A 17,000-nucleotide genomic window follows, 5' to 3' on the forward strand; every position below is an offset into this window, starting at 1 on the left:
TGGGGAAGTGGGGAAGTGGGGTGATGGGGGATAAGATGATAAATATTGGTGATTTTACCTGATCTTGACTGAGCCTGGGAGTTTTATGAATAGTCTTTTGATTACGGCTACGGATACCGATGCGGGTAAAACCGTTGTCACCACTGCTTTAGTGGCTTATTGGCAAAAATACTATCCATCCAAGGCCCTGGGGCTGATGAAATTAATGCAAACGGGCCAAGGCGATCGAGAATGGTATGAGGGTTTATTTCAAGGTCAATTAGAAATAATCACACCGCTGCAATATCAGGCACCCTTAGCGCCGCCTGTGGCTGCTGATTTGGAAGGTCGAGATATTCCTTTAGGGACGGTTTGGCAAGCTCTGCTAAACCTACAAAAAAGCCAAGATTTGGTTTTAATTGAGGGTTTAGGGGGTTTAGGTTGTCCCGTCACCCACGAGCTAACTGTAGCGGATTTAGCCGCTCAATGGCGGTTAAAAACCCTTTTAGTGGTGCCGGTGAAATTGGGGGCTATTTCCCAAACGGTGGCTAATATTGCCCTAGCAGAGCAAAAAAAAGTCAATTTAGGCGGAATTATCCTTAATTGTCTGGAACCGCACACGGAGAGGGAGATAGAGCAGTTAACACCGATCAATTTAATTCAATCCTTGACCAATTGTCCAGTTTTAGGCGTTTTTCCCTTTATCGAAGATCGTCGGGATTTGGATAAATTGGCCTCGGTGGTAGCTAGTTGGCCAGAAATTATTTAGAGCACGAAACCACAGCAGATTTTGAAGTTTTTGTCAAGAGATATTTGTTAAATATATATTATTTCCGATAAAAATATATAGTTATTTGGAAAAGTTGAAATTCTCAGGCAAAAATACAAAGTCTTATGAAAATTCTTGAAAAATTATAGCAAAACTCGGCAAATACGAGCATAATTTCGGGACAATGGGAGCTAGAGGTAAGTACCTAAGCAAAATTAATTACACATATCTAACCACCTCTTGCCTCTTGCCTCTTGCCTATCTTCACTAGGAAATTAATTTTGCACGACTACTTATGGATTCGTGAATTAGTTAGCCGCACATTAGACCTCTTGTGAAAACTAAAAATTGTTGTTAGGGTTAGGAGTCAGTAGCCAGTAGTCAGGAGAATTAGGAATGAATAATAATCAATTAAATGGTCTATAGCGTTTCTCACCCCAGTGTGGCACAGTTAAACCTTTGCTGATTAAGCTTTTCAACATTAATAATGTACCTTGTGCGAACAGGAAACGCTATATTTACAAACTTTATGCGATTTAATCATTATTTTTGCCGTTTTTGAACCCTCAAAAATTAATTAGGGCTGGCTGAATAAATCTAAAAACCTTGTTGGACAAGGCTTTTAGACTTTTTTTCCCCTCAAAAAGTGCCGACCATTAGAGGGATCGGGAGGAAAATTTAGGGACTTTTTCCCTATACTGGTTTACGGGGGTTTCAAGATTAGTGCTATTTCTCATAAAAAGCTACTCCCGCCTACTTTTCCAGCTTTTTGTCCTGTATTTAGATGACTATTCACTATGGTGATCTGCAAGAACCCTTGAATAAATTCTCAACCCTAGTTGAATTACTCCGTTATCGAGCAAGCAGTCAACCAGAACGCATCGCCTATATTTTTCTGCGAGACGGAGAAATCGAAGAAGCTCGTTTAACCTATGGGGAACTGGATCAAAAGGCTAGGGCGATCGCCGCTCATCTACAATCCTTAGAAGCCAAGGGCGAAAGGGGTTTACTGCTCTATCCCCCAGGACTAGATTTTATTTCAGCTTTTTTTGGTTGCTTGTACGCGGGAGTCGTCGCCATTCCGGCTTATCCACCTCGACGTAATCAAAACCTTTTGCGTTTACAGGCGATTATTGCCGATTCCCAAGCCCGATTTACCTTCACCAATGCCGCTCTATTTCCCAGTTTAGAAAACCAATGGGCTAAAGACCCTGAATTAGGAGCAATGCAATGGATTGTTACCGATGAAATTGACCATCACCTCAGGGAAGATTGGCTAGAACCGACCCTCGAAAAAAACAGTCTCGCTTTTCTACAATACACCTCTGGTTCAACGGGAACTCCCAAGGGAGTAATGGTCAGTCACCATAATTTGTTGATTAATTCAGCCGATTTAGATGGTGGTTGGGGCCATGATCAAGATAGCGTAATGGTCACTTGGCTACCGACCTTCCATGATATGGGTCTGATTTATGGGGTTATTCAGCCTTTGTACAAAGGATTTCTTTGTTACATGATGTCCCCTGCCAGCTTTATGGAACGACCATTACGTTGGTTACAAGCTCTTTCCGATAAACAAGCGACCCATAGTGCAGCCCCCAACTTTGCCTACGATCTTTGTGTGCGGAAAATTCCCCCTGAAAAACGGGCCACGTTAGACCTAAGCCATTGGTGTATGGCTTTAAATGGGGCCGAACCCGTCAGAGCGGAGGTACTAAAAAAGTTTGCGGAGGCTTTTCAAGTTTCTGGTTTTAAGGCCACGGCCCTTTGTCCTGGCTACGGTTTGGCAGAAGCCACCCTGAAAGTTACGGCGGTTAGTTATGACAGTCCCCCTTACTTTTATCCCGTTCAGGCTAATGCTTTAGAAAAAAATAAGATTGTCGGAGCCACTGAAACAGATACCAATGTGCAGACCCTCGTGGGTTGCGGCTGGACAACGATTGATACTCAAATCGTCATTGTCAATCCTGAAACCCTGAAACCTTGCTCCCCTGAAATTGTCGGCGAAATTTGGCTATCAGGTTCAACAATCGCCCAGGGTTATTGGGGAAAACCTCAAGAGACTCAGGAAACTTTTCAAGCTTATTTGGCCGATACAGGAGCCGGGCCTTTTCTGCGAACAGGAGACTTGGGCTTTATCAAAGACGGTGAATTGTTTGTCACAGGTCGGCTCAAGGAAATTATTCTGATTCGAGGACGCAATAATTATCCCCAGGATATTGAATTAACCGTCCAAAATAGTCATCCTGCTCTGCGTCCCAGTTGTGGGGCGGCTTTTACCGTTGAAAACAAGGGTGAAGAAAAGCTCGTGGTCGTTCAGGAAGTGGAGCGCACCTGGCTCCGTAAAGTAGATATAGACGAGGTAAAAAGAGCTATTCGTAAAGCCGTTGTCCAGGAATATGATTTACAGGTTTATGCGATCGCGCTGATCAGGACTGGTAGTTTACCAAAAACCTCTAGCGGTAAAATTCAGCGTCGTGGCTGTCGGGCCAAATTTTTAGAGGGAAACCTGGAAATTTTGGACTAAGAAAATTTCTTGATCGGCACTTAATGTGTTAAATTCGTATATCGATTGAAACTTCGACCAATTCTTTCTCTCCCCTTAAGTCCATGTCTCTGGATTTGAAAATTCCTTAAAAATTAACTACATTTCTAAAGAAAGCAAACTGAGTCTAATGTCCACAGAAATTCCAAACGACAAAAAACAACCGACCCTAACGGAAATTCAAAACTGGTTAGTGGCTTACATGACAGAGATGATGGAAGTGGACGAAGATGAGATTGATCTGAGCATTCCCTTTGATGAATATGGTCTCGATTCTTCTATGGCAGTTGCCTTGATCGCCGATCTAGAGGATTGGTTAGGACGCGATTTAGATCGTACACTGATCTACGATTATCCGACACTAGAAAAGTTGGCTAAACAGGTTAGTGAACCCTGACATTTTGGGCTGCTGGGGTGACAATCGGATTGAAAATTAGACAGGTTGTCGGGTAAGGTGTAGGGAAAAAGCTTGAGACTTTTCCCGAAAGTTGGCTAAAAAATAACAGTTTTAAAAAACTTGCGTTTTTTGGATCGTCCTAGCAAAGATCAATGATTATACTGAGTTCCAGTAAAGTGAATTGTTCGGCAGTTTATCGACTTGAGCAAACTAACAACTTGAATTTGACAAAACAAAACTCATGAATACTATTGACAAATCTAAAATCATATCGGATAGTAACCCTATTTACAATCAGCAATCCCCCAGAACCCTCAAACTGAATAATACTAATTATCGTCACAATCTCGAATCTGACTATACCGAAAAAATTGAAACCCTGGCAAAAAGCTTTGATTATGCCAGTAATAGTGAGCATCTATGGGGAGACCCCGAACTGTCGATTTTGTATGGAACTCCCATCTATGAACAAGCTTCCGCTTCTCAAAAGTTAGCTCTCAATCATTTATATTGGGGCGCACAGTATGATTACATTGCTGCTAGTGAAGCCAGTACGATTAACTACAATCAAGTGACGGCTGGTGTCTTTGCTAAGGTTGGTGGCTACGATTCTCTTTGTTTGACCTTGGATCATGAAAGTGATCAAGAAAAGTACCATATCCATGCCTTTCAAACTATTGGTAGTAAAACAAAATTTGCTCTTTTAGGCAAACAGGCTTTTAAGCTGAAACCCAACAAAAATACTACCAGTAAAGCGGATAAAAGTAGGAAAATAACCTCAAGAGTAGGAGAACAAATTTTAAATCTTACTTCGGTTTCCTCCTACTCAGAATTGCAATATAAAGGCTTGCGTTCTTTAAGTAAAGCTCTGCTCAACAACTCATCAAAGTATTATTCTTCTCATTTGCTAGATTTAGAGAAAAAAGGTGTATTTCTAAATGCTTCTAACAAAGGCTACTTTGGGGTGGCAAATCCTCAGTTTTTGCTGCAATTTTTTGCCTTTCATTGGGGCAGTTCTCCTTTTTTGGCTTGTCAGCACTATACCTATCGTTTAACGGGTAATATGGGCTTAAAAAACTATGAATATCAATATTCTCGTTATTTGAGAGAACTGGAAAGAAAAGGAGAATTTATTCCTGTTCCCACAGCAGTTTCCCATTATCATCTTTTAGATGAAGCTTTTCATACCACGACTTCCCAATTGATTGGCCGTGATTTATACAAAGAGTTTTCTAAGCCAACAGCCTATGAACAGTTTATCGGCAATGTCGTTTTTTATCGGATGCAACAAGGCTTTTTAGGAAGTTTATCCTTGGGGATGGTGTCTATTTTCCGACAGGATGCTGCTTTTTTATCCTATTACGATAAGATTTTGCGTTCTCCTTTGTTTGGAATGTCAGCAGAGGAGTCTCTATACTGGCTAGAGAAATGTTTATGCCAAGAGCATCAAGGCTTCGATGTACAAGTTAAGTATCATCAAAAAATGCTTAAGAATATGTTACGTTTGACCGATAACTTAGATTATCTATGGCCAGTTAACCGTGAAATGCGGCTCATGAAAGCTGGGGGGTCAATTGAACGGGCGATCATCAATAATGTTAAAGCTTTTCATCAATTTAAAGAAACTGTAAGCTGTTAATTTTCTAAAACGCAGATAAAAGGAGCTTAAATTTTTATGGAATCCATCGCAATTATTGGTATGGGTTGTCGTTTTCCGGGGGCTGACAATCCAGAAGCTTTCTGGCAACTCATGGGAAATGGGGTCGATGCGATCGCCGATATTCCGTCAGAACGGTGGGATATTGAGGGTTTCTACGATCCCACACCTGCCACTGCCAAGAAGATGTATAGTCGCCAGGGCGGTTTTCTGAAAAATGTCGATCAATTTGATCCCCAGTTTTTTCGTATTTCTCCCCTAGAAGCCAACTATTTAGATCCTCAACAAAGACTATTACTAGAAGTCACTTGGGAAGCCTTAGAAAATGCGGCGATTGTACCTGAAACCTTAGCTGGCAGCAAATCAGGGGTTTTTATTGGCATCAGTGATGTGGATTATCATCGCCTAGCCTACCAAAGCCCTGCTAATTTAACGGCTTATGTGGGTACAGGCAACAGCACCAGTATTGCGGCTAACCGTTTGTCCTATATCTTTGATCTGCGTGGCCCCAGTTTGGCCGTAGATACTGCTTGTTCTTCTTCCCTCGTCGCCGTTCACCTGGCCTGTCAGAGTTTGCAAAATCAAGAATCGAACCTCTGCTTAGTGGGGGGAGTTAATCTCATTTTGTCACCAGAGACAACCGTCGTTTTTTCCCAAGCGAGAATGATGGCCCCCGACAGTCGTTGTAAAACCTTTGACGCGAAGGCCGATGGTTATGTGCGCTCGGAAGGCTGTGGAGTAGTCGTACTTAAACGTCTTAGGGATGCCATTCAGGACGGCGATCGCGTTTTAGCGGTGATTGAAGGTTCGGCAGTCAATCAGGATGGTTTGAGTAATGGACTCACGGCTCCTAATGGCCCTGCTCAACAGGCGGTTATTCGTCAGGCCCTGGCAAATGCCCGGGTAAAACCGGCCCAGATTAGCTATGTCGAAGCCCATGGCACGGGGACAGAATTGGGGGATCCCATCGAAGTTAAATCTCTGAAAGCGGTTTTGGGTGAAAAGCGATCGCTCGATCAAACCTGTTGGCTAGGTTCTGTTAAAACCAACATTGGTCATTTAGAAGCGGCGGCGGGGATTGCAGGTCTCATCAAGGTTGTTCTCTGCTTACAACACCAAGAAATTCCCCCTAATCTTCATTTTGAAACCCTTAATCCCTATATTTCCCTCGCTGACACAGCTTTTGCGATTCCTACTCAGGTTCAACCCTGGCCGATCAAATCCCCGGGATCTGGTGAAAAGAGTGTCGAACGACGTTTAGCAGGACTCAGTTCCTTTGGGTTTGGGGGGACAAATTCCCATCTGATTCTCAGCGAAGCCCCTGTCACCGTTAAAAACAATCAACAAAATGGGCAGAAGTTGATGGAACGTCCCTGGCATTTGCTGACTTTATCTGCCAAGAATGAAGAAGCCTTAAAAGCCTTAGTCCATTGTTATCAAAAGTATTTAGTTGATCATCCTGAAATTTCTCTCGCTGATGTTTGTTTTACGGCCAATAGTCGGCGATCGCACTTTAATCATCGTTTAGGAGTAGTGGCTAGAGATCGCTTAGAAATGTTGCAGAAGTTAGAGAACTTTAGTAACCAAGAAAGGGTGAGAGAAACAAAGAGTATTAACAAAAAGAAAAAACCTAAAATTGTTTTTCTATTTGCCGGTCAAGGTTCTCAATATGTCGGTATGGGTCGTCAACTGTACGAAACCCAACCCATCTTTCGCCAAACCTTAGATCGCTGTGCTGAAATCCTGCGACCCCATTTAGATAAACCCCTCTTAGAAATTCTTTATTCTGCTGACCTAGAACCGGAAAAAGCGAGTTTTTATTTAGAGCAGACTGCCTATACCCAACCCACTTTATTTGCTCTAGAATATTCCCTAGCAGAACTATGGCGTTCCTGGGGAATAGAACCGGCGGCAGTAATTGGTCACAGTGTCGGGGAATATGTGGCGGCTACCGTTGCCGGAGCCTTAAGTCTAGAAGACGGATTAACGCTGATTGCCAAACGGGGCCAGTTGATGCAGTCTCTCCCTAAAGAAGGGACAATGATCGCCGTTTTTGCCTCAAAAGAGCGGGTTAAAGCTGTTATTGAGCCTTATACAAACGAGGTAGCGATCGCGGCTATTAATGGTCCAGAAAATCTGGTCATTTCAGGAAAAGCAACGATTATTGCTCAAATTATCCTTCATTTAACGGCAGCAGGAATAGAAAGCCGTCCACTAAAAGTTTCCCATGCTTTTCACTCGCCCCTCTTGGAACCGATTTTAGATTCTTTAGAACAGGAAGCTGCTGCAATTTCCTACCAACCCCTGCAAATTCCCTTAGTTGCTAATTTAACGGGGAAAGTTCTACCAGAAGGAGCAATCATTGATGCTCGTTACTGGCGAAATCAGGCACGCAACCCTGTACAATTTTATGGGAGTATCCAAACGCTGATCGAGCAGAAATTCAGTCTCTTTTTAGAAGTCAGTCCGAAACCGACCTTATCTCGATTGGGTCAACAATGTTGTCCAGAAACATCGACCACCTGGCTATTTTCCCTCGCCCCTCCCCAAGAAGACGAACAAAGCCTGCTAAATAGTTTGGCGATTCTCTATGATTCCCAAGGAGCCAAGATAAACTGGGAGGGTTTTAATCAAAATTATCCCCACAATTTACTGGCTCTACCGACCTATCCTTTTCAACGTCAACGCTATTGGCTTGAAACCATTAAACCGACTTCTGAAGAAACAACCATGACGACCAATGCCACTAATGTCCAAGCTATCTCCAGCAATCAAAAACAACAGGAGATTCTAATCACATTGCAAACCCTAGTGGGGAATTTACTGCAATTGTCTCCTGCTGATGTCAGTGTTCATACACCTTTCCTAGAGATGGGGGCAGATTCCATTGTCATGGTTGAGGCGGTCAGACGGATTGAGAATACCTATAACGTTAAAATTGCTATGCGTCAGTTATTTGAGGAGTTATCTACTTTAGATGCTTTAGCAACCTATTTAGCTCAGAATCCGGCTAATGATGTCCAGAATACTCAAGTTAATAATGAGGTATTTTCTGCGCCCATTGCCTGTGACCATAACCAATCGCCCAAGGTCGTGCTGAGTTCTAATAGCAACGGCTTTCAAGGTCAAACGGCTTCTCCAAAGTTTTCTGCGATCGCGCCCAATAGCACAGTTTCTCAAGAGCCTGTACCACAGCCAAGGGTTCTGGCAGCATCAGGTTCAAGCGTTCCTAGTTCTGCCCTGGAAAATATTATGGGTCAACAGTTACAACTGATGGCCAAACAGTTAGAGGTCTTGCAAACGGCCAATTTTGCCCCGACTATCCCCATCAGCAAGGAAAATCCCCCCTCTGCGGTTGATCAAAATAGAGCCAACGGGATTAATCAGAAGTTGATTCCCCCCCAGCAATTAGCGGCGAACCTAGAGCCAATAGCCAGTCGCACCCGTCAAACCAGCAATCAAGCTTCCGCTCCCCAACCGACAGTAACAGCCACTCCCTGGGGGCCGAAAAAACCACCCACAGGTGGATTAACTCCCCAACAACAGCAACATCTAGACGCATTAACTGCTCGCTTTACGGAGCGAACAAAAACCTCTAAGCAAATAGTGCAACGCGATCGCTCTGTTTTAGCAGATAGTCGAGCCTCGGTCGGATTCCGTATGTCCATTAAAGAGATGCTCTATCCCATTGTGGCCCAACGTTCTCAAGGGTCAAGAATTTGGGATGTGGACGGTAATGAATATATTGATATGACGATGGGGCAAGGGGTAACGCTGTTTGGGCATCAACCTGACTTCATTATGTCGGCCCTACAAAGCCAACTCGCCGAAGGTATTCATCTCAATCCGCGATCGCCGATAGTGGGAGAAGTGGCCGCCTTAATTTGTGAACTAACAGGAGCCGAACGAGCTTGTTTTTGCAACTCTGGAACCGAAGCAGTCATGGCTGCCATCCGTATTGCTAGGGCAACAACAGGTCGCAGTAAAATTGCCATCTTTGAAGGCTCCTATCATGGCCATGCGGACGGAACCCTTTTTAGAAACCAAATTATTGATAACCAACCCCACTCCCTTCCCCTAGCTTTAGGCGTTCCCCCCAGCCTTGGTTCCGATGTGGTGGTATTAGACTATGGCAGTGGGGAGGCTTTGGATTATTTAAAAAGCCAGGGACAGGATTTAGCGGCGGTCTTAGTAGAACCGGTTCAAAGTGGTAATCCTTTACTCCAACCCAAGCAATTTCTCCAAAGTTTGCGACAAATTACCAGTCAAATGGGCATTGCTCTGATTTTTGATGAAATGATTACGGGTTTTCGATGCCACCCAGGGGGAGCGCAAGCTTTATTTGGAGTACAGGCGGATATTGCCACCTATGGCAAAGTCGTTGCGGGGGGAATGCCCATTGGGGTCATAGCGGGTAAGGCTCATTATCTGGACGGCATTGACGGGGGAATGTGGCGTTATGGCGATAAATCCTATCCTGGGGTGGACAGAACCTTTTTTGGCGGAACCTTTAATCAGCATCCTTTAGCGATGGTGGCGGCTAGGGCTGTTCTTAGCCATTTGAAGGAGCAGGGGCCAGGTCTGCAACAACAATTAACAGAACGCACTGCGGCCTTAGCCAATACCCTCAATCGCTATTTTCAAGCAGAAGACGTTCCCATTAAAATTGAACACTTCAGTTCTTTCTTCCGGTTTGCCCTCTCTGGTAATTTAGATTTACTTTTTTATCACATGGTAGAAAAAGGTATTTATGTCTGGGAATGGCGTAAACATTTTCTTTCAACAGCCCATACGGAAGCCGATCTTGCCCAATTTGTCCAAGCGGTTAAAGATAGCGTCACAGAATTGCGTCAAGGAGGTTTTATCCCCGCAAAAAAGCCTTCCTGGTCAGTGCCAACGCCTCAAATTGATCCCCCCCTAACCCCCCTTGATAAGGTAGGGGGTGATCAAGTCCCTCTCACCGAAGCCCAGCGACAACTGTGGATTTTGGCTCAACTAGGAGAAAACGGCTCCGCTGCCTATAACCAATCAGTGACATTGCAATTAAGTGGCCCGTTGAATCCCGCCGCGATGACCCAGGCTATTCAACAAATCAGCGATCGCCATGAAGCGTTACGAACTAAGATTAATGCTCAGGGAGATAGTCAAGAAATCCTGCCCCAGGTTGAGATTAACTGTCCTATTTTAGACTTCAGTGCTGACCAAGTTTCGGCTCAACAGCAAGCAGAGGAATGGTTAAAAGCGGAAAGTGAAAAACCCTTTGATTTAAGCCAAGGTTGCCTCGTGCGTTGGTTTCTGCTCAAGTTAGATGCTGAACGATATTGGTTAGTCTTAACAACTCATCATATTATTACTGACGGTTGGTCAATGGGAGTAATCCTTCGGGAATTAGGAGAGTTATATTCAGCCAAATGTCAGGGTATTACGGCTGATCTTAAAACCCCAAAACAGTTTCGAGAATTGATTGAATGGCAAACCCAGCCAAGCCAAGGGGAAGAACTGAAAAAACAGCAGGCCTATTGGTTAACAACCCTTGTCAATCCGACCGTTTTGAATTTACCCACTGACAAACTTCGTCCAGCGTTACCCAGTTACCAAGCCAATCGGCAAAGCCTAACTTTAGATAGCCAATTTACCGAAAAACTAAAGCAATTTAGTCGTAAACAGGGCTGTACTTTTCTAATGACCCTGTTGTCGGTTTATAACGTTCTTATTCATCGTTTGATGGGACAGGATGATATTCTGGTGGGTCTGCCAGCGTCTGGCCGTGGCCTTTTAGATAGTGAAGGAATGGTGGGTTATTGTAGCCATTTTTTACCCATTCGTAGTCAATTAGCCGGTAATCCCACTTTTGCTGATTATCTCAAACAAATGCGGGGGATTTTGTTGTCGGCTTATGAACATCAGGACTATCCCTTTGCCCTTTTGCTCAATCAGTTAGATTTACCGCGTAATACCAGTCGCTCTCCTTTAATTGATGTCAGTTTCAATTTAGAGCCAGCCATTAACTTACCTAAAATGAGAGGATTGGAGGTTAGCTTACTGCCTCAAAAGATTAGTTTTAAGGATCGAGATTTGCATTTGAATGTGACAGAAATAGGCGGAGAAGCTCTGGTTGACTGTGACTACAATACGGATTTATTTGAGGATGAAACGATTCAGCGTTGGTTGGGTCATTTCCAGACCTTACTTGAGGCCGTGATTAATGATCCGCAACAAAATCTACGGGAATTGCCTTTATTAAATCCTACTGAACAAAAGCAACTTTTAGTGGATTGGAATCAAACCCAGGCCGACTATCCCCAAGATCAGTGTATTCATCAATTATTTGAAGCGCAAGTTGAGCGGACTCCCGATGCGATCGCAGTGGTATTTGAGGAGCAATCATTAACCTATGCTGAATTAAACCATCGTGCCAATCAGTTAGCCCATTATTTACAAAAATTAGGAGTAAAACCTGAGGAATTAGTGGGGATTTGTCTAAAACGTTCTTTAGACATGATTGTGGGATTATTGGCTATTCTTAAAGTCGGTGGAGCTTATGTTCCGATTGAAGCAGATTATCCCCAAGAACGCATCAGCTTTATGCTCCAAGATACTCAGGTTAAAATAATATTAACCTGCGAATCTTTACAGACTTTACTGTCTAATCATCAGGCTATTGTTGTCTGCTTAGATAAAGATTGGCAACAAATTAATCAAGCAAGTCAGGAAAATCTTAACAGCACAGTTTCTGCGGATAATTTAGCCTACGTTATTTATACTTCTGGTTCTACAGGACAGCCCAAAGGGGTGATGATGGGTCAACTAGCCCTGTGCAATCTGATTCTTTGGCAATTGCAAAATACGACGGTTACTAATGAGGCTAAAACGCTACAATTTGCACCAATTAGTTTTGATGTTTCCTTTCAAGAAATTTTCGCCACTTTGTCTGCTGGGGGAACATTGGTTTTAATAACAGAAGAACTGAGACGGGATACTTCCGCCTTATTAGATTTTCTGGAAAAGCAAGCAATTGAAAGGCTATTTTTACCCTTCGTTGCTCTACAGCAATTAGCAGAAGTCAGCGTTAGTCGTAAATTTTGGGTAAGCAGTTTAAGGGAAGTCATCACAGCAGGAGAACAATTACAAATTACACCAGCGATATCTACTTGGTTTAGAGGCTTAGAAAATTGTACTTTACACAATCATTATGGTCCGTCAGAAAGTCATGTTGTTACCAGTTTTACCCTGACAAATCCAGTAGAAAATTGGCCGCTTCTTCCTCCCATTGGTCGTGCGATCGCTAATGTCCAAATTTATATTTTAGATGCCTTTTTACAGCCAGTGCCGATTGGGGTGGTTGGAGAATTGCACATTGGTGGGATTGGTTTGGCACGAGGTTATTTAAACAGGCCTGAGTTAACGGCGGAGAAATTTATTGCAAATCCGTTTGCTTCCCTTGATCCCTCCCTAACCCCCCTTAAAAAGGGGGGAGATGAGAGCTATGAAACTTTAAAAAAGGGGGGAAAGCAACCATCAAACTTGTATAAAACCGGAGACTTAGCCCGGTATTTACCCGATGGCAATATTGAGTATCTAGGGCGCATTGATAATCAGGTAAAAATTCGCGGTTTCCGGATTGAATTGGGGGAAATTGAAGCGGTTTTGCTATCCCATCCCCAGGTACGAGAAGCAGTAGTTTTGGTGAATGAAAGCGATCACCCTGAAAATCGGGCTTTGGTTGCTTATATTGTTCTTAATGATCCGACTTTTGCAACACAATTATTACGGGAGTTTGTTAAACGGCAGCTTCCCGACTATATGGTTCCAGCCTATTGGCTGATCCTCGAAAATTTACCGTTAACCAGCAATGGTAAAATTAATCGCCGTGCTTTACCGTTGCCCAATCCAGAGTTACATCGTTCCGTAGATTATGTGGCTCCAGTTAATTCTACTCAAGAGGCGATCTCCGCTATCTTTGGTCAAGTTTTAAAATTGGAAAAAGTGGGAATTGATGATAACTTTTTTGAGATCGGTGGTAATTCTTTGCAAGCCACCCAAGTTATTTCACGGTTACGAGAAAAATTTTCCCTAGAGTTGCCCCTGCGTCGCCTATTTGAACAACCCACTGTGGCAGATTTGGCTTTAGCAGTAACAGAAATTCATGCCACTTTACAAAAATTGCAAAGCCCTATTGAGCATTTATCAGGCGATCGCCAAGAGATTGAACTATGAAATCGATTGAAACCTTTTTGTCAGATTTAGCCAATCAAGATATTAAACTCTGGATGGACGGCGAGCGCCTGCGTTGTAATGCGCCCCAGGGCCTATTAACCCCAGAGATTCAAACAGAACTGAAAAACCGTAAAGCAGAAATTATTCACTTTCTCAATCAACTGGGTTCAGAGGAGCAAATTAATCCTAGAATGATTCTTCCCATTCCTCGTGATGGCCAATTACCCCTCTCCTTTGCTCAGTCGCGGCTCTGGTTCTTGTATCAATTAGAAGGAGCCACGGGAACCTATAACATGACAGGGGCCTTGAGTTTAAGGGGTTCTCTTCAGGTGGAAGCCCTCAAACAAGCCCTAAGAACCATCATTCAACGTCATGAGTCATTGCGTACCAGTTTTCAGTCAGTTGACGGGGTTCCAGTGCAGGTGATTGATCCTAATCCTGTTTGGGAATTGGCAATGGTTAATTTGGCAGGAAAAGAGACAGAAGCAGAAAAATTAGCTTATCAGGAATCTCAAACGCCTTTTGATTTAACCAAGAGTCCTTTACTAAGGGTAACACTCCTCAGATTGCAGCCGGAAAAGCATATTTTATTAATTAATATGCACCATATTATTTCTGATGGCTGGTCAATTGGTGTTTTTATTCGTGAATTGTCCCATCTCTATGGGGCTTTTGTTGCGGGTAAAGAACCAACTTTACCGACTTTACCGATTCAATATGCGGATTTTGCCGTTTGGCAGAGACAGTGGTTACAGGGTAGAGTTTTAGGGACTCAATTGGAATATTGGAAGCGACAATTAGCGGATGCTCCCCCTCTGTTAGAACTGCCCACTGATCGCCCTCGTCCTGCTATCCAAACCTTTCAAGGCAAGACAGAAAGATTTCAGCTAGATAGTAAGCTAACTCAACAGTTGAAAGCGTTAAGCCAACAGTCGGGTTGTACTTTATTTATGACTTTGTTGGCCGCTTTTGGGGTGCTTTTATCTCGTTATAGTAACCAGACGGATATCGTCATTGGTTCAGCGATCGCTAATCGTAATCGCCAAGACATTGAGGGGTTAATTGGCTTTTTTGTTAACATTTTGGCGTTGAGGTTAGATTTATCAGAAAAACCAAGCTTTGCCGCTTTCTTAAAACAAGTACAGGCAGTCACTCAGGATGCCTATGAGCATCAAGACTTGCCCTTTGGGATGTTAGTGGAAGAATTACAGCTAGAGCGCAAATTAGACCGTAATCCCCTCGTTCAGGTGGGGTTTATTCTACAAAATGCGGCCAATGAAGCTTGGAACTTACCTGGTTTAACTATTGAAGAAATGTCCTGGGAACTCGATTCTGCTCGTTTGGATCTAGAGGTTCATTTATCAGAAGTTAACGACGGACTAACTGGACTTTGCTGTTACAATATTGACCTATTTGATGGCTCAAAGATCGCCCGTCTATTGGAACATTTTCAGAATATTCTCAGGGCGATTGTTGCTAATCCTCAAGAATCGGTAAGCCTATTACCTTTATTGTCAAAACAGGAACAAAAACAGTTATTAGTAGATTGGAATCAGACCCAAGCTGATTATCCCCAAGAGCAGGGTATTCATCAATTATTTGAAGCGCAAGTTGAACGGACTCCCGATGCGATCGCTGTCGTCTTTGAGGAACAATCATTAACCTACAGTGAATTAAATTGTCGCGCCAATCAGTTAGCCCATTATTTACAAACTTTAGGCGTGAGTGCAGAAGTCTTAGTCGGTATTTCCCTAGAACGTTCTTTAGAGATGATTATCGGCTTATTAGCCATTCTCAAGGCAGGTGGTGCTTATGTCCCTCTTGATCCAGACTATCCCACTGAGCGTCTTCAGTTGATGTTAGAAGACAGTCAAGTTCCTTTTTTGATTACCCACAGTTCTTTGTTAGCAAAATTGCCTCCCTCTCAAGCGACTCTGATTTGTTTAGATCACATCCAAGAGCAGATTTCTCAATATTCTCCAGATAATCTTCAAAGTGAGTTAACTCCTTTCAATTTAGCTAATGTTATTTACACCTCTGGCTCTACGGGTAAACCTAAAGGGGTGATGGTTGAAAACAGAGGCATTGTTAATCTTGCTTTGGCTTGGATTGATATTTTTCAAATTCAAAACCATAGCCGTGTACTCCAGTTTGGTTCCCTAAGTTTCGATTTATCTATTGGTGAAATTGCCACCACTTTAGCCGCAGGCGCTAGTTTATATTTAGCCCAAAAAGAAACCCTATTACCCAGTCAAATATTGGTTGATTTCTTAACGGAAAACCAAATTTCTCACGCTTTTTTATCTCCTTCAGCTTTGTCTGTTTTGCCTCAAGCAACCTTACCTAATTTACAATCTCTAAGCGTCGGTGGTGAAGCTTGTCCCACAAAATTAATGACAGAGTGGTCAAAAGAACGCAATTTCTTTAATGCTTACGGGCCAACAGAAGCGAGTGTTTGTGCCACGATTGGACAATGTAGCCCAAATGATTTAAAGGTGACGATTGGTAAGGCGATCGCTAATGTCCAAATTTATATTTTGGATGCCTTTTTACAGCCAGTACCTGTGGGCGTGTCAGGAGAGTTATACATTGGTGGAGTTGGGGTGGCAAGGGGCTATTTAAATCGTCCTGAATTAACGGCGGCAAGGTTTATTCCTAATCCTTTTGATCCCCCCCTAACCCCCCTTGATAAGGGGGGAAATAAGAGCTACGAAACTTTTAAAAAGGGGGTAGAGCAACCATCCAAATTGTATAAAACGGGAGATTTAGCCCGTTATTTACCCGATGGCAATATTGAATATTTAGGACGCATTGACAATCAGGTAAAAATTCGCGGTTTTCGCATTGAGTTAGGAGAAATTGAAGCGGTTCTGAGTCAATGTCCCGATGTTCAAAATACGGCGGTGATTGTCCGCGAAGATACTCCTGGTGATAAACGCTTAGTTGCCTATGTGGTTCTTACTTCCAACTCCCAGATAACTACTAGCGAATTGCGTCAATTCTTAGCTAGTCAATTACCCGCCTATCTTGTTCCCAATACCTTTGTTATTTTAGATGATTTACCCCTAACCTCCAGTGGCAAATGCGATCGCCGTTCCTTACCTATTCCTGAAACTCAAGGGTTATCGGAATACTATATTGCTCCTCAATCTCCCACTGAAGAAATTCTTGCTCAAATATGGGAACAAATTCTTAGGGTAGAACGAGTCGGCAGAGAGGATAATTTCTTTGAATTGGGAGGGCATTCTCTCTTGGCTACCCAGGTATTATCCAGGATTAATTCAGCCTTTGAACTTGATCTTTCTGTGCAAATTATGTTTGAATCACCGACGATCGCAGGCATTGCAAGCTATATTCAGGCGGTGGAATGGGTCGGTCAGGACGGATCAGAGGGTGCGTTAAATCATGAAAATACTGAGGTAGTGGAGTTCTAAGT

Annotated in this window: 6 protein-coding genes; all 6 read left to right on the forward strand. The window is 43.1% G+C overall.

Annotation, left to right across the window (positions count from 1 at the left end; translation table 11 throughout):
- The first annotated feature begins 85 nt into the window (after positions 1–85).
- The 6 genes from bioD (at position 86) to IQ234_RS09885 (ending at position 16,998) form a co-directional block, all read left to right on the forward strand.
- Positions 86–748: a dethiobiotin synthase gene (gene bioD, locus IQ234_RS09860; RefSeq protein WP_193956961.1), complete on the forward strand. Its 663-nt coding sequence runs from the start codon at positions 86–88 to the stop codon at positions 746–748.
- Between the two features lie 784 nt (positions 749–1,532).
- Positions 1,533–3,275 (forward strand): fatty acyl-AMP ligase, encoded by a 1,743-nt coding sequence (locus IQ234_RS09865; protein WP_193956962.1) that lies wholly within the window; start codon positions 1,533–1,535, stop codon positions 3,273–3,275.
- A 148-nt stretch (positions 3,276–3,423) separates the two neighbouring features.
- Positions 3,424–3,690 carry an acyl carrier protein gene (locus tag IQ234_RS09870; protein ID WP_193956963.1) on the forward strand — a complete coding sequence of 89 codons (267 nt, stop codon included), beginning with the start codon at positions 3,424–3,426 and terminating at the stop codon, positions 3,688–3,690.
- Positions 3,691–3,931: 241 nt separating this feature from the next.
- The gene (locus IQ234_RS09875; RefSeq protein WP_193956964.1) at positions 3,932–5,329 is read left to right on the forward strand and encodes a hypothetical protein; all 1,398 of its coding nucleotides are present in this window, start codon (positions 3,932–3,934) and stop codon (positions 5,327–5,329) included.
- Positions 5,330–5,365: 36 nt separating this feature from the next.
- Positions 5,366–13,564, forward strand: coding sequence for a non-ribosomal peptide synthetase/type I polyketide synthase (locus tag IQ234_RS09880; protein ID WP_193956965.1), 8,199 nt, complete (start codon positions 5,366–5,368; stop codon positions 13,562–13,564).
- Complete coding sequence (locus IQ234_RS09885; protein WP_193956966.1) at positions 13,561–16,998, forward strand: non-ribosomal peptide synthetase; 3,438 nt, start codon at positions 13,561–13,563, stop codon at positions 16,996–16,998. The genes IQ234_RS09880 and IQ234_RS09885 overlap by 4 nt, the downstream gene beginning before the upstream one ends.
- The last annotated feature ends 2 nt before the right edge of the window (positions 16,999–17,000 follow it).

The sequence above is a fragment of the Microcystis aeruginosa LEGE 91341 genome (assembly GCF_015206885.1).
GTDB lineage: Bacteria > Cyanobacteriota > Cyanobacteriia > Cyanobacteriales > Microcystaceae > Microcystis > Microcystis aeruginosa_H.

Coding starts and splice junctions, on each gene's coding strand:
- bioD (WP_193956961.1), top strand. CDS start 86: ATGAATAGTCTTTTGATTACGGCTACGGATACCGATGCGGGTAAAACC.
- IQ234_RS09865 (WP_193956962.1), top strand. CDS start 1,533: ATGACTATTCACTATGGTGATCTGCAAGAACCCTTGAATAAATTCTCA.
- IQ234_RS09870 (WP_193956963.1), top strand. CDS start 3,424: ATGTCCACAGAAATTCCAAACGACAAAAAACAACCGACCCTAACGGAA.
- IQ234_RS09875 (WP_193956964.1), top strand. CDS start 3,932: ATGAATACTATTGACAAATCTAAAATCATATCGGATAGTAACCCTATT.
- IQ234_RS09880 (WP_193956965.1), top strand. CDS start 5,366: ATGGAATCCATCGCAATTATTGGTATGGGTTGTCGTTTTCCGGGGGCT.
- IQ234_RS09885 (WP_193956966.1), top strand. CDS start 13,561: ATGAAATCGATTGAAACCTTTTTGTCAGATTTAGCCAATCAAGATATT.